This window comes from Methanolobus sp. WCC1 (assembly GCF_045690315.1).
Taxonomy (GTDB): Archaea; Halobacteriota; Methanosarcinia; order Methanosarcinales; family Methanosarcinaceae; genus Methanolobus; species Methanolobus tindarius.
The window spans coordinates 3,004,017-3,018,310 of the sequence record NZ_CP146979.1 but is presented as its reverse complement, the minus strand read 5'-3'; the positions used below and the strand labels follow the sequence as shown (position 1 = coordinate 3,018,310).

The following is a 14,294-nucleotide window of genomic DNA, read 5'->3' as shown; positions in this document are numbered from 1 at the left end:
ATCAATTAAAATTTACTTGTGATATTTAAAAATTGTCTTCTGCTACTTTTTAAGCAAAAACACTTATTACCCATTAAACAACTTTTATATAATTAACTTGGTAGTTGTTGGTTGGATAGAGTATTCAACGTAAAATGAGGTGGAAACTTGAAGTCAAAGGGACTTTTAAGTATATTGACATTTTCCGAAAAAAGAAAGGATATATTGTTCTTACTTGAAGAAAAGTCATGTACATTGTCCGATATAAAAGACTATTTTAATGTATCCTCTCCAGAAATTTCCCCGCGAATTAAGGAAATGCTGGAGCATAACCTGATAGAAAAAACAGATAAGGATTATCAGATTACTCCCATTGGAAAAGCTATAATCCACCATTTCAGACCTTTTCTGGATATTATTGAAACAATAGAGAAAAACGAGTCTTTCTGGGAAGAGCATTACCTGGAAGACATACCCCAGCATTTACTTAATGATCTCATAGCTTTGAAAGAATGCGATGTAGTATCAGGAAGTATAGAGAATATTTATGAGTCCCATAAAATATTTGTGGAAAATCTCCTCAGATCTACAACTATCAAAGGAGTCTCCTCTATATTTATCCCAACTTATCCTGATTTTGTAGTGGAGCTTGCTAATAAAGATGTGCCGACTTCCCTGATACTTACTGAAAATGTATTTCAAAAGGTAAGGGACGAGCACCGTGAAAAACTGGAGTTCTATTTGAATGCTTCAAAAACGGAGCTTTATGTCATAGACGATGTTAAACTTGCTTTTGTAGTTAGCGATATGTTTTTCTCCATGTCATTGTTCTTTAATCCTGATACTTATGATCCAAGGGATGATCTGGTAGGTTATGATAAGTCTGCAATAAAATGGGGAAGTGACCTTTTCGATTATTATCGTAACAAATCCCGCAAGGTCACATCTATCTGAATTTCAGGCTATAAGCCCGCTTGCAATTGTCCTGAGTCCAACTATAGTGGTTGATTCACCATCTATTAAGAACAGTCTTCTGGCAAGTCTGTTCTTTGTTTCAACTTCCACCGGTTCTGCAAAGCTCTTAATGTACAGCAGTCCGATGATGAAACTGTAGGCAAGTATTATAGGTTCAAAAGCCAGTGTTCCTGCAATAATGGACATTAACAGTATAATGTGGGATAGGATATGCAGGCTGAACAACATTATTTTTGCTTTTTTTTGCCCGAGAACGACTGGTAGTGTTTTTATTCCTGCAAGTGTGTCACCCTTTATGTCCTTGAAATCATATATGGCAGAATTGACAAAGAGCTTGAGACCAAAGTAAACGAAGACTATAAAAGGTGCAATCATGTTGGCTGCGTAGATTCCTGCGATGCCTGCTATGAAAGCTCCCCATGTTGTGCCAACAACGATATTCTTCATCCCAAGTCCGCCTTTAAGCTTGAGATTGAATTTGCCTATTTTTGCACCTTTGCTGTAAAGATAACCTGTTATTAGAGGGAGAAATGCAAAGAGTATAAGGCCATTTACCGTAAGAATAGCAGCTCCAATTAAAAAACATATAAGCGAAATTATCAGGGCAGTTTTCTTTGAAGCTCCCTTTAATTCAGGTCTGTTGGCCAGATCTTCTTCAGAATCCAATGCTCTGTCTAAAGTGTAGACTGCGTAAATTATCAATCCTCCTGCAAGACAGTTCAAAAAGACTGATTGTATGTGGAGCAACAGGAATGCAATATGTATTCTCAATGCTCCGGAAAATGAAACCAGTATGGAACTTTTAAGAAGATTGATAGTGGGAGTTGGATCAATGCGTGGCTGGTTGTAGTTTTGTTCGTATTTCTTTACTGGAAAACCCGGAAGACTTATTGTACAGTTCGAGCTCATATGAATAAAAGGGCTCTCGCTATCTAATATTATTTTTTGAGTATAATATTATACTAATGAACTACTAAAGCCAAAGCTACAATTGTTCAGACCGGATCAAAAACCAGCTATAAATGGCCTGCACCAGTTGTTTGTACCTGCAATACAGATGCCAGTGATGGCATCATCTTTGTAAACTTCCGTAATTATTCAGTTATTAATATTTATCTATATATAATTTTTGTAAGAGCTTGTTATACGGGTCATAAAAAAAGAGTTATTAAACTATTGTTAGTGGAAATTTAATATATATGTGAATAGTTTCATTCAAAAAAGTGCTTGCAAAGTTGGCGGATACATGAGTAACACCATTAAAATCTGCCATTTAATTCATGGGGTATGGTTACATGGTGGCATGCGGAAACAGAGATAGCACTTCTGGTTTGCATATAGTTCCAATATGTAATTTCCCGCTTAATAGAAAGTGTGTTCCTCCACACTACAGTTCTGATCATTCGGGTATTTCCCTTCATTTTTGTCTGATGGGATCAGAAAATGAGAATACACTCATTTCTCTCTGTAACTATATAGTTGATGTCCTGCAATCCGTATATCCTTTTGAAAGACATTTTTTATCCTCTTTTTCTTCCAGGTTGCTTGACGAAGTAAAAAAGCATCCCTTTTACGTAAAAGGACCAAGGACAATGGTAGTTATTCTGATTGAATGGATCTCTTTTGCCACATTGATAGTATCCTTCAGAAACACGACTTCTGCGGATATAAATGTGAAGATCAACTCAATCGAGTGCCTCATCCCCTGTATCCTGCAATAATATGTATCCAAATGCTCCGAAAAACAGGGGAGCAATTGGCAGGGTCTTGAAACTGCTGTTCCATACTGCAAGAGAACTTATCAGTGAGAGGATACCGCATACTATTAGCATGTAAGCTGCTGTTTTTGTGTTGATTTCATTCTCAATTCTGTCTTTGAAAAGTTCATAAGCAGCCAGTCCTATGCATATTAAGGATGCAAGAATCCATCCAATAGTTCTTATGGATGGCAGGAAACCTCCCATGGAAAGCAGGGTCATCTGCTTGATTATACTAACAAAGATCGTCCCGTAATTGATATCAAAATTAGCGTAGAATACAGAGAACTTAATTCCCCAACCTTTGGAATATGCAGAATAAAAATAAATTTCCCAGGGAATAGCCAGACATATGAATGGCATTATTTTTCTCAATAGTTTCATATCATCCGGTTTGATTCTCAAAAATCGCATAGTTCCTTATTGTATAATACAAGATATATATTTTTGTACAAAGGGAAGTGCCTATATATTACATTGTGTTCTATATATTCAAGTAATCTATAAACATAAATGAGGGATTTCAATAGAAACCAGAAAAGTTCAGCAAACAGGTGGTTCCACTTATATTATTTCTCTTCCAAAAACCTGGGCCGATAAAGTCGGCATAAAAACAGGCAGCAGAGTCACTTTACAGCCTCAGCCTGATGGGAAACTGGTAATAGACCCTATACATGATGCTCCTCCGGTAAGAAAAATACAGATAGATGTGACCGGAAGTATGGGAGATGCGCTGATCAGGGACATGATAGCGGCTTATCTTGCAGGTTCTGACATCATTGAGGTAAAAGCAGACAGAATACTGGCGGAACAAAAGAATATTGTCCGTAGTATGTGTTACAAGCTTATTGGCCCTGAAATAATTGAAGAAACTGCTAAAAAAGTGGTCATTCAGGATCTTCTAAATCCTGATGAAATATCCATTAAAAAGAGTGTAAGGAGAATGTACCTGATTTCCAATTCCATGCATATTGATGCAATAAAAGCTATCAAGACGCTGGATGCAGATCTTGCACTTGATGTGGACCAGAGGGATGATGACGTTGACAGATTGTTCTTACTGATTGCAAAACAATTCCGTTCAATATTGCGTGGTGCAAGGCTACCTGATGCAGCAGAAACTTCAATTGATGAATATCATGACCTCAGGATGGCAGCAGGCCCTATTGAGCGTATAGCAGACCACGCACGTAAGATTGCAAAGGTCACAAGTACACTTAGTGAACCAATTCCTGATGATATCATGGAGATGATAGAGTCAACATCTGAGCTCTCAAGGAAAGTAGTTGAAGATTCAATTGATGCCCTTTATAATTCTGATGTTGATCTTGCAAATCAGGTCATTGACAGGGTTGCCCGCATGTCTCCAATGATCAACAAGCTGAATGCTTCCATTCTCAAGATCAAATCCTATGGAACGGTAGTTGCCCTTGGCACAGTCGTTGACAGTATAGACCGAACAGGTGATTATGGCTCAAATATAGCTGAAATTGCTATTAACTCTGCAATGTCTAAGAACATATAATGCAAAAACATGGCTTAAATGTAGTAAAAACGGACTATTTGCAGATTCAGATAATAAAAATTATATGTCAATGAGTGTTTATACTACTAAAATTATCCATTATATAATATAATGCTACTTCACGGAGGGAATGAATGGGCGTAATCACATCGTTCAAGAGGAATTTTTCAGACCTATTTAAAAAACTGTTCAAAAAACAGAATGCCCGTATTGGAATATACGGTCCGCCAAATGCAGGAAAGACAACTCTTGCTAACAGGATCCTAAGAGACTGGACCGGTGACGCAATGGGTTCAGTATCACATGTTGCTCACGAAACAAGAAGGGCGAGGCGCAGGGAAGGCGTAACCATCAAAACCAATGGCAGTTCCATCACACTTGATATTATTGATACTCCCGGGCTTGCCACAAAGATTGATTTCCATGAGTTCATGGAGCAGGGTATGGATGAAGCTGAGTCCAAAAGACGTGCAAAGGAAGCCACAGAAGGTGTCATTGAAGCTGTAAAGTGGCTTGAGAACCTTGATGGTGTAATTCTTGTTATGGACGCTACCGAGGATCCGTTTACACAGGTCAATGTGACAGTTATCGGTAATATGGAAGCAAGGAACCTTCCACTTTTAATAGTTGCTAACAAGGTCGATCTTCCGGAAGCTTCACCTTCAACTATCAGGGATGCTTTCCCACAGCACCCAATGGTTTCAATATCAGCTCTGGAGGGAAAGAACATAGAGACTTTCTATGAAGAACTTGCAAAGAGGTTCGGGTGATCGCAATGCAGGGCTTCCAGATGGATCTTGTATCAGAGCACAGATTATCACAAATGTCACCTGTGGAAAAGGTCAGGTTTATTATTGATGAGGTAAAAAGCGGAAAGATACTGGTCCTTGAAAAAGGCCTGAGCCCTGAAGAGGAGGCAAGCCTTATTGAGATGACAATGACTCTTATTGAGCCAGACGGTTTTTCCGGTATTGAGATGGAAAGTTACCCGTCAGAAGTGGATACCTCTTTCATAGGAAAGATCCTCAAAAAGAATGCTCTTAAGACGCGTCTGACTGTTATCGGACCTGCTGATCAGTTAAAGACCCTGAAAAAGGATCGCAATATGATCAGCGCACTCATTTCCACAAACAAGTAATTTGCGTGAAGCAATAAATGGGTCAGAAATCAAGTAAAGAATACGAAATATCACCATATCTCTCCCTTTCCTCTTTTGAGATGGGGAGAGATGATGTGAACGTAGTTTGTACCTACGGTAAAATTTCCATATGGTTTGGAAGGCAGGCGCCGGATGTAGTCATAGGAAAGATACTTCTTGGTATTTCCAGGATTGATCATTCGGCTGTCCATGAACTTGAACTCATATGTGACTTTGATGAAATAATGGAGTTTGAAAGCCATGGATACGTTCTCGTGTCTTATGCAAAGTCAAAAAAGGGTTACAGAACTACTTTCAATATTCCTTTTTCCAGCAAAAAAGCTCTTTACAAACTTGCAGCTTCTATAACCGAAGAACTTAAAGATAAGGACACGCTCTTAGACTGCTACTGGACCGGAGATGACTCTGACATCATGCGTTTGTATGAAGAGTTGAGTAATATCGAAGGCTGGAAACTTAAAAGCATCAATTATAAGGACGATGCAAAAGAAAAACAAAGTGATATTACAATTTCTGATTGATTTATTGAGGACCTCTGATGAAAGAAATCCACTTAACTGAATGCAAATACTTAACTTCTTCTATTTTATTGATGGCTGAACACCTTGAAACCGTAGCAAACAAACTTGACAAGGATTCTGTCAGGCAGATGCTTGAGGATATAATGGGTGCCAAACGTATTTTTGTAATGGGTGCAGGGCGCTCAGGTCTTGTAGGAAGGGCTTTTGCCATGAGACTTATGCACCTTGGACTGACCTCACATGTAGTAGGTGAATCTACAACTCCTGCTGTCAGTAAGGATGATGTTGTAATAGCAATATCAGGTTCAGGTCAGACCCGCTCCATTGCAAACCTTGGAAGAGTTGCCAAAGAGATTGGCGCAAAACTTGTCACAATTACATCCAACAAGGAATCTGTTCTTGGGGAAATATCCGACACAACAATAGTCCTTCCGGGAAGATCAAAGGATGACGCAGGTGGCTATGTTGAACGTCACATGCGTGGTGAATATACTTATCTTACTCCACTTGGCACTTCTTTTGAAACCTCTTCAAGTGTATTCCTTGATGCTGTTATTGCAGAACTCATCTTCATAACAGGTGCTTCTGAGGAAGATCTCAAGTCAAGACACACAAATATTGAATAAAGCTAAGTGATAACATGCCTGATTCGAAGTTCGCACAGAGGGTCCTGGGTATTGATATTTCCGGGATAAGAAAGATGTTTGAAGGTGCTGGCCCAAACTCTATTAATCTTGGTCTTGGACAGCCGGATTTTGATACACCGCAGCACATTAAGCAGGCTGCAATTGATGCCATCAATGAAGGATTTACAGGTTATACGCCTGGCCCGGGAATTCCTGAACTTCTACAGGCTTTGAGTTCCAAATTCAAAGATCAGAACAATTTTGAAGTCTCACCAAATGAGATAATTGTCACATCAGGTGCTTCAGAAGCTTTAGAGCTTGCCATGGCATCCCTGGTAAATCCCGGAGATGATGTGCTGATAGCCAATCCGGGTTTTGTGTCCTATAATTCTCTGGTAAACATCATGGGTGGAAAAGTTACACCTCTTCCTCTTGCAGATGACCTTACGATAAGTCCGGAAGTTGTAATGGAGAATATCGGTCCGAAAACCAAGGCTATAATCATTAATTCTCCTGCAAACCCAACCGGTGCTGTGCAGAGCAAAAGCGACATGAAAGCATTTGCCGAGATTGCAGATGATCACAATATAACAATAATCTCCGATGAAGTGTATGAGCATTTCACCTATGAAGGTGAGCATGTCAGTCCTGCTCAGTTCTCAGACAACGTGATTACTATTAATGCAGTATCCAAGACATTCTCAATGACTGGATGGAGAATTGGGTACGTTGCTGCAAGAAAAGAATATACCGAGCAGATGATCAAGGTTCACCAGTATGTGCAGGCATGTGCTAATTCAATTGCCCAGAAGGCTGCATACGCAGCAATCTCAGGCTCAATGGATTCTGTTTATGCAATGCGTGATGAGTTCAAGGGTAGAAGGGATATGCTTGTTGAAGGTCTGAATTCAATTGGCCTTAAATGTGAATCTCCAAAAGGTGCATTCTATGCTTTCCCTGAAATTCCGGAAGGAACTACATCAGCAGAGATTGCATCAAAATTAATTTCAAACGGAGTGATAGTTGTCCCGGGTACTGCCTTTGGTGACCGGGGAGAAGGGCACATCCGTCTTTCCTACGCTTCATCAATGGACAATTTAAAACAAGCTCTTGATATTATGGAAAAAGTATTGTGATGACTTTAATAGTCATCCATAATCTCATTTTCTTCAACTACTTCTTTTTCTGCGATAGCCTTTTTGACCATCTCTATAAGTGTTGAAGTGACTTCTTCAATGCCTTCCTCGGTTGCAGTTGACATTTTCATGTCCACGAAGTCAAGATCTCTGAATTGTGGTAAGTCTGCCTTGTTAGCGACAACAAGTACAGGCAACTTGAATTCCTTGCGAACTTCTTCAAGCATGCGTTTCTGATCTTCAATTTCATATCCGCATGTTTCCGTTGCATCGATAATGAAAAGAACTACTGCATCGAGGTTCTTCAATGCTGTGATTGCCTGGAGCTCTATTTCATTGCGCTCTGACATTGGTCTGTCAAGAAGACCTGGTGTGTCCATTACCTGATACCTGTCATTACCAACAAAGAAATGTCCGATAGAAACCCCTTTTGTGGTAAATGGGTATGATGCTATCTCAGGAGTTGCCCCGGTTACCTTAGTAACGAAACTGGATTTTCCAATGTTCGGGTATCCTGCAACAACAATTGTTGGCTCATCATTAACTGAAGGCAGTTTTCTGAGCTTATTACGTGACTCGTTAAGGAAAATAAGGTCTTTGTCAATTGAGCGCATAATGGATGAAAGTCTTCCAAAACACTGTTTTCTGACAGGTAAAGGGTCTCTTGCTCTTCTAATCTTGCCTACGTGGTCTCTTGTAACTTCATGTATCTTTGCGCTGGCCCAGTCAAGCCTGCTCAGGGATTTTCTCATGTCGTCAACGCCCACAACAACGTCTGCCAGTTCGTAATAGAAAGGTGGCAGATTCTCAAAAGTAGGGAATCTTCTAACGATATTTTTCAGGTTATCCGTGAGTATATTACCAGCTGTCAGCATCATTGATTCGTTAGCCTCAATTGCTGTTTTTCTTCCAGTGATATTCTTTCCGGACATGGCTCTTGTTGCCCTTCTGAATGCCTTGTCCAGTAATTCCTCGGATGTCTGGACTGTATTAATTTTCTCGAAAATCATGTTTCTTCCTGTCGTGGCTTCAAATCACTTCAACATATAAATCCCTATTCCTATAAATATAACCTTTATGGAAACAGAATCTTTCAAAAATGTCATATTTAGGTCATCTGGCAGAGATACTATACTATATTTTATATATCTCTTTAGAGTATCTATAAACTATATTTGAGTTTATGGACCCGGTGATTTTGTGGAACTGACTCCTATACAGAAAGATATTCTTATTGCATTGATCAATCTCCAGAGAGAAAAAGATCGAGCTGTTAAAGGCGAAGAAATTGCAGAGCTCATTAGCAGGAACCCCGGTACAGTCCGGAATCAGATGCAATCTCTGAAGGTCCTCGGGCTCGTTGAAGGTGTCCCTGGTCCAAAGGGCGGATATAAAGCTACAGGCGAGGCCTATGAAGCTTTAAGTATCACAGCAATGGATCATGAAGCAAGTGTTCCTATTTTCAGGAACGATCAGCTTGTGGACGGAGCAACAGTAGCTGAGATTAGTTTTACCACTGTCAGGCACCCTGATCTTTGCCATGGTATGATAAAAGTACTTGGTAACATAAAGGGATTTGAACAGGGTGATCTTGTCCAGGCAGGCCCTACGCCAGTAAACAAATTGGTCGTACGCGGGGAAATAGTAGGAAGGGATGATACCCAGAACACTCTTGTTTTCTCAATAAATGAGATGATATCCCTGCCAAAGAAGCCTGTTAAGAACTATGCACGCACTAACATGATATCAATTAGTGAAAATGCTTCCATTCAGGAAACTGCACGCATACTTGTTGATAATGGTATACACGGTGCTCCTGTAATGGACGGAGAGATTATCCTTGGTGTAGTTACTTTCACCGATATAGGTGATGCCGTAGCAAGCGGTAAAATGACTGCAAAGGTCAAGGATATCATGACCCGTGATCTTATTACTGTTGATGCAGAAACATCCCTCTACGATGCTGTGAAAATGTTTGACAATCACAATATCGGTTTCTTATTGGTGTCCTATGATGGTATGCCAAAAGGAGTTCTTTCTAAGAAGGATGTATTCCATGAGCTAGTGTATTAAATATAGTTGACTAAATAGTTCAAAAGAACTATTTTCTTCTTTTCTTTAGCTCAGTAGCAATTTCATCAAGAGTTATTCCTTTAGCCACAAACATAACCATAAGATGGAACAAAAGGTCTGATGATTCGTAGATAATTTCTTCCTTGTTCTCACTCTTTACAGCAAGAATTGTTTCTATTGATTCCTCACCTACTTTTTCAAGTATCTTGTCAATACCTTTTCTGTGACTGAGTAAGGAACATACATACGAGTTTTCAGAAGGATTCTCCTTTCTGTCTTTTATTATGTCGTAAAGCTCGTTAAATATTGAGAGATCAGTTTCAGGCATGATTTATCCTTTCCTGATAGATGGTAATCATATTACATCTTTATGGTGTATTTTAGCGCACAGTTCAAACGGGCAACCTATACGGTAAGTTTAGAAGGTATTATCCAAAAAAACAGTTATAGTGACGTTGGTTGTAATCCACACACAATATGACGGGACCGTGTTGGTTATACCAACGTCTGGAACTATCATTAAATTTGTTTAATATATCTTTTGTGGTCTCACAGTTGAAAAAAAGAAAGAAAAGGGTGGAGTTCAGATCTTCCTCGGATCTGTGATTTCTCCTGTGAGTGCTGATGCTGCAGCGGTTGCTGGTGAGCTCAGGTATACGAAGGACTGTGGACTACCTTCACGTCCCTTGAAGTTACGGTTGGATGTTGCAAGTCCTACTTCACCGTCTCCGAGAAGTCCGAAAGACCCTCCCATACATGGTCCACAGCATGGCGATTCTACCATTGCACCTGCTTCCATGAACTGTTCAATGTAGCCTGCCCTGAGGATCTTCATGTATTCAGTTCTTGATGCAGGTATTATGAGAAGTCTTACACCTTTTGCAACAGGTTCGTCACCCATCATCTTTGCAACAACTTCGATATCCTCAAATCTTCCGTTTGTACAGGAACCTACAAAGATCTGGTCAACCTTTGTGCCTTCAACTTCTGTTACAGGCTTAACGTTGTCTACATTGTGTGGACATGCAACCTGTGGCTCAAGGTTGCTGATATCATACTTGTGAAGCTCGCATTCTGCGCCTTCATCAGATTTCCAGTATGGGTCAAACTCATATTCTGGTATTCTTTCCTTGAGATATGCTTCTGTAGTTGCATCAGCTTCAATGATACCTGCCTTACCGCCCATTTCAATTGCCATGTTGGAGATGGTCATACGCTCGGACATTGGCAGTGAGCTGATAGCTGAACCTGCGTATTCTGCTGCCTTGTATCTTGCACCTTCTGCACCTACGTCCCCAATGAGGTGGAGAATAATGTCCTTTGAGTAGACGTGCTTTGGAAGCTTTCCTTCAACTTCAAACCTGATTGTATCAGGTACTTTGAACCAGAGCTTTCCTGATGCAAAAACTGCTGCCATGTCAGTTGAGCCGATACCTGTTGAGAATGCGCCGAGTGAACCGTATGCACAGGTGTGTGAGTCTGAACCTACTACAAGGTCTCCTGGCTTGACATGTCCCTTTTCAGGCATGACCTGGTGGCAGACACCTTCATAAACGTCATAGTTGATGATGCCCTGCTCCTTTGCGAACTTCCTGAGCATTATGTGGTTCTGTGCAGCGTTAAGTGAGTCTGCAGGAACCTGGTGGTCGAAGAGTATCACTATTTTACTAGGGTCCCATACCTTCTTCTCTTCCTTGTCCCTCATAATCTCGTAGAATCCATCTACTGCAAGAGGTCCGGTGATGTCGTGGGTCATTGCCCTGTCTATATTAGCCAGTACGAATTCTCCGGCTTTTACCGTCTTCCCGGCAGCCTTCGAAAAGATCTTCTCAGAGATCGTCATAGGTTCATTATTAGTGGACATGTTTATTCCTGCATAATGTTTATTCATTATAAATCAATCGATAAATTGGAATTAAGTGAAATTTTAAGTCAAATTTAGGGTAAACTTAGATATTTTTTACTATCCTGTAACTTCCCTCACTATAATGGACGATGTAATTTAAGTATCCTTGCTTCAGGTAAGATTCTGCAATAATTCTGCCATTTTCCCCGGTTCTGAAACCATTGTAATTCTTATAAGTAAGAATTGTGTCTTCTAATTCCAGAATATATCTTTTCACAAGTAACTCTGCAAGTTCATAACTTTGCTGAGTTCCAATTTCTTTTCCAAGGCCTTCACATTCTGAAGTATTGAGTTTGAGCCCTTCCATGTAGAAGGGGTAAGTGCTGCACAAAAGAGGTCTTAGTTTATAGATCCTGCATTTGTTATCAGTGGTTTCATCCGGGATGAAAGAACAATCTCTGTTCTCCTTTCGACGAAGCATCCATCCGAATGTGTGTATATTACCGTCTTCATCGATGAGTCCGTCGGCTTCATTAATCTCACACTCTTCTTCGGGGGTTTCGACTTCTGCGACAAATGGTTCCGCAATCTCTTCCAATCTAAGGTCGCTCTGATTCTCAATATCATGTATCTCTGAAGTGTTTATTGCAACCCTGTTATCCCCGAAATCCCTGCGGCAGCATTTCCCACAGATCATGCATTGAAATCCTATATTTTGAATCTCATTTGCAAGTTGCTGCACATTGATATTTCTAGCTGCACCAAGTTCAGATTCAAGCTCATCAATCAGGATTTCCTTCAAATTCTCATTCATCTGCTTATCTGAATGTTTTGATCATTTATCACTCATAGGGTATGACTTTTTCAGAGCTATGTGTTCAAAAACTGATTGTGTTGTGTATGTTCTTGAATTTATTTGTGATGAGTGCAGTATGAATAAGGTAATATCCAATTTTTGTCAGTATGTTTTTGTAAACACACGCACTTTATGCAGATTAATACGTAATCTTTGTATTCGCACGTATGGTCACACATATTATTGTCCGTATGTTTGCGAAAAGAAGTCAATTTGATTAAAATAGCTGTTATTGATTCAATAATCTACAACCATTTATTGATATTATATCATCTATTTAATGTTATATACCTCTGATTAGGTATAATACACTACTATCTTTGCAAACGAGTATTTCCAAAAAAGCAGAATAGAAGAGATTATTCGTCGTTCTCTTCCACACCGACAGCTGCCAGGAATCTCTTGACGACAGCTTCATTAACAAGTCTTAACAGTGTCTGGCGGTCTTTGGACGCACTGAATACTCCCAGTGGAATTTGTGCAGCTGCAGCAGTTGCATGTCCGCCACCTGCATCTTCACCGAAAGCTCTTTTCATGACGTCTCCAAGGTTAACTCTGATATCGTTACTGCGACCAGAGATGTATATCTTTTCTTCAGTCACTCCGAATACGATTGATGTTGAAATACCTTCAAGGTTAAGCAGGTAATCTGCTGCCTGTGGCAATGTATCCCTGTTACGGATACTTCCCACATTAGAGAGCAGATAACTTCCGATTACCTGTCTGCTGTTAATAGCTTCCCCAAGTACGTCCAGAGTTTCAATTGACATTGAAGGACGTTCCAGTTGTTCCAGTATATCGTGGTCAGATAACGGATAGAGATATGAAGCTGCAGAAAGGTCTGAAGAATCAGTATTTCTCTTAAAATCAAGGGTGTCGGTTCTTATACCATAGAGCAGTGCAGTAGCAAGCTCACTGTCAATATCTATATTGAGTTCCTGCAGGTATTTTGTGAGAATTGTAGCAGAAGCTCCTACATGTGGTCTGATATCGATGAAGTCTGCATCTATGTCAGCATCAGGAAGTGGGTGATGGTCGATTATAATATTCACATGAGTATCAAGTGGTAGCGAGTTGTTTGCACCAGGCATTGAACAATCCACAAGTGCAAGGTTCTCGTAATTTGTAAATCCAACATCTTCAGACCTGAAAAGATCAATTCCAAGAAGGTTCACAAACGCCTTATTTTCCTGATGCCCGATTTCTCCGTGATAAATAATATCTGCAAGTACATTGAAAGATGATGCAATAGTTTTCAGTGCAAGGGCACTGGAAATAGCATCAGGATCCGGATTATCGTGGACAACAATACCGAGTTTTTTCCCCTTATTTGTCTCAAACCACTGAGTGAGCTTGTTACCTCTGCGCATAGCTTCTGCACGTTCAAGTGATCTTGAAAGGGATTTTGCCACCATTCTTGGAGGCATTATTACAAGGTCTGCTCCAATTGTCTCCATTTCCTGCATGTTAATTACATCAGGAGCTCTAACCACACAGTAGATATCAGGTGATACCTTTTCCCTGACATTTTTGAGGGCTATTTTGTTTGCCTTTGGATCAGAACTCAGGATTAGGATTCCTGCAAGGTTCTTGGTGTTGATCATTTCAAAAAGATTAGGATCACTTACATCACCAACCAGAGCTTCATATGCTTCCTCACGTAGTGTTTCAACCTTCTGTGAGTCCTTATCAACGATAATAAGCTCTTTGTCAAGTTCCCTGAGTTCCTTGGCTAATGCAAATCCAAAACTACCACTACCAAGAATCAGGTATGTGGGTTTGATTTTAGTTTTGTCAGTTGCGTTAATCTCCTTTGCAACGTTGTTAATAGAATAACCTCC

General features: G+C 40.0%; 16 protein-coding genes. 8 read left to right on the top strand and 8 right to left on the bottom strand.

All coding sequences use genetic code 11. The annotated features are described in order from the left end of the window. Nucleotides 1-147 precede the first annotated feature (147 nt). The gene (locus V7O61_RS14360; RefSeq protein WP_023845299.1) at nt 148-933 is read left to right on the top strand and encodes a winged helix-turn-helix domain-containing protein; all 786 of its coding nucleotides are present in this window, start codon (nt 148-150) and stop codon (nt 931-933) included. Nucleotides 934-936: 3 nt separating this feature from the next. Here the strand turns inward: V7O61_RS14360 and V7O61_RS14355 are convergent, their stop codons facing one another. The 3 genes from V7O61_RS14355 to V7O61_RS14345 form a co-directional block, all read right to left on the bottom strand. Beyond that, complete coding sequence (locus V7O61_RS14355) at nt 937-1,863, bottom strand: UbiA family prenyltransferase (RefSeq protein WP_023845300.1); 927 nt, start codon at nt 1,861-1,863, stop codon at nt 937-939. Between the two features lie 661 nt (nt 1,864-2,524). Continuing rightward, nucleotides 2,525-2,656 carry a hypothetical protein gene (locus V7O61_RS14350; protein ID WP_407283229.1) on the bottom strand — a complete coding sequence of 44 codons (132 nt, stop codon included), beginning with the start codon at nt 2,654-2,656 and terminating at the stop codon, nt 2,525-2,527. Further along, entirely contained in the window at nt 2,640-3,125 is a 486-nt protein-coding gene (locus tag V7O61_RS14345) for a hypothetical protein (RefSeq protein WP_407283230.1), read from the bottom strand. Before V7O61_RS14345 ends, V7O61_RS14350 begins: the two co-directional genes overlap by 17 nt. A gap of 106 nt (nt 3,126-3,231) precedes the next feature. Here V7O61_RS14345 and V7O61_RS14340 point away from each other — a divergent pair, with 106 nt between their 5' ends. The 6 genes from V7O61_RS14340 to V7O61_RS14315 all read left to right on the top strand — a co-directional run bounded on the left by V7O61_RS14340 (nt 3,232) and on the right by V7O61_RS14315 (nt 7,678). Beyond that, on the top strand, nt 3,232-4,236 hold the full coding sequence (locus tag V7O61_RS14340) for a phosphate uptake regulator PhoU (RefSeq protein ID WP_023845303.1): 1,005 nt from the start codon (nt 3,232-3,234) through the stop codon (nt 4,234-4,236). Between the two features lie 134 nt (nt 4,237-4,370). Next, entirely contained in the window at nt 4,371-5,006 is a 636-nt protein-coding gene (locus V7O61_RS14335; protein WP_023845304.1) for an Era-like GTP-binding protein, read from the top strand. Between the two features lie 5 nt (nt 5,007-5,011). Beyond that, complete coding sequence (locus V7O61_RS14330) at nt 5,012-5,374, top strand: DUF2073 domain-containing protein (RefSeq protein WP_048135959.1); 363 nt, start codon at nt 5,012-5,014, stop codon at nt 5,372-5,374. Between the two features lie 17 nt (nt 5,375-5,391). Further along, complete coding sequence (locus V7O61_RS14325; protein ID WP_407283231.1) at nt 5,392-5,916, top strand: hypothetical protein; 525 nt, start codon at nt 5,392-5,394, stop codon at nt 5,914-5,916. Nucleotides 5,917-5,933: 17 nt separating this feature from the next. Beyond that, nucleotides 5,934-6,542: a 6-phospho-3-hexuloisomerase gene (gene hxlB / locus V7O61_RS14320; protein ID WP_023845307.1), complete on the top strand. Its 609-nt coding sequence runs from the start codon at nt 5,934-5,936 to the stop codon at nt 6,540-6,542. A gap of 14 nt (nt 6,543-6,556) precedes the next feature. Continuing rightward, on the top strand, nt 6,557-7,678 hold the full coding sequence (locus V7O61_RS14315; RefSeq protein WP_407283232.1) for a pyridoxal phosphate-dependent aminotransferase: 1,122 nt from the start codon (nt 6,557-6,559) through the stop codon (nt 7,676-7,678). 5 nt (nt 7,679-7,683) lie between these two features. Here the strand turns inward: V7O61_RS14315 and V7O61_RS14310 are convergent, their stop codons facing one another. After that, the gene (locus V7O61_RS14310) at nt 7,684-8,688 is read right to left on the bottom strand and encodes an NOG1 family protein (protein ID WP_023845309.1); all 1,005 of its coding nucleotides are present in this window, start codon (nt 8,686-8,688) and stop codon (nt 7,684-7,686) included. A 190-nt stretch (nt 8,689-8,878) separates the two neighbouring features. Between V7O61_RS14310 and V7O61_RS14305 the strand changes: the two genes are divergently transcribed. After that, nucleotides 8,879-9,751: a CBS domain-containing protein gene (locus V7O61_RS14305; RefSeq protein WP_407283233.1), complete on the top strand. Its 873-nt coding sequence runs from the start codon at nt 8,879-8,881 to the stop codon at nt 9,749-9,751. A gap of 28 nt (nt 9,752-9,779) precedes the next feature. Here the strand turns inward: V7O61_RS14305 and hisE are convergent, their stop codons facing one another. From hisE to V7O61_RS14285, 4 genes are all read right to left on the bottom strand, one after another. Then, the gene (gene hisE, locus V7O61_RS14300) at nt 9,780-10,079 is read right to left on the bottom strand and encodes a phosphoribosyl-ATP diphosphatase (RefSeq protein ID WP_023845311.1); all 300 of its coding nucleotides are present in this window, start codon (nt 10,077-10,079) and stop codon (nt 9,780-9,782) included. Nucleotides 10,080-10,334: 255 nt separating this feature from the next. Then, complete coding sequence (locus V7O61_RS14295; protein ID WP_407283234.1) at nt 10,335-11,615, bottom strand: 3-isopropylmalate dehydratase large subunit; 1,281 nt, start codon at nt 11,613-11,615, stop codon at nt 10,335-10,337. 85 nt (nt 11,616-11,700) lie between these two features. After that, complete coding sequence (locus V7O61_RS14290) at nt 11,701-12,411, bottom strand: YkgJ family cysteine cluster protein (protein WP_407283235.1); 711 nt, start codon at nt 12,409-12,411, stop codon at nt 11,701-11,703. 401 nt (nt 12,412-12,812) lie between these two features. Next, on the bottom strand, nt 12,813-14,282 hold the full coding sequence (locus V7O61_RS14285; RefSeq protein WP_023845314.1) for a DHH family phosphoesterase: 1,470 nt from the start codon (nt 14,280-14,282) through the stop codon (nt 12,813-12,815). Nucleotides 14,283-14,294: the final 12 nt, after the last annotated feature.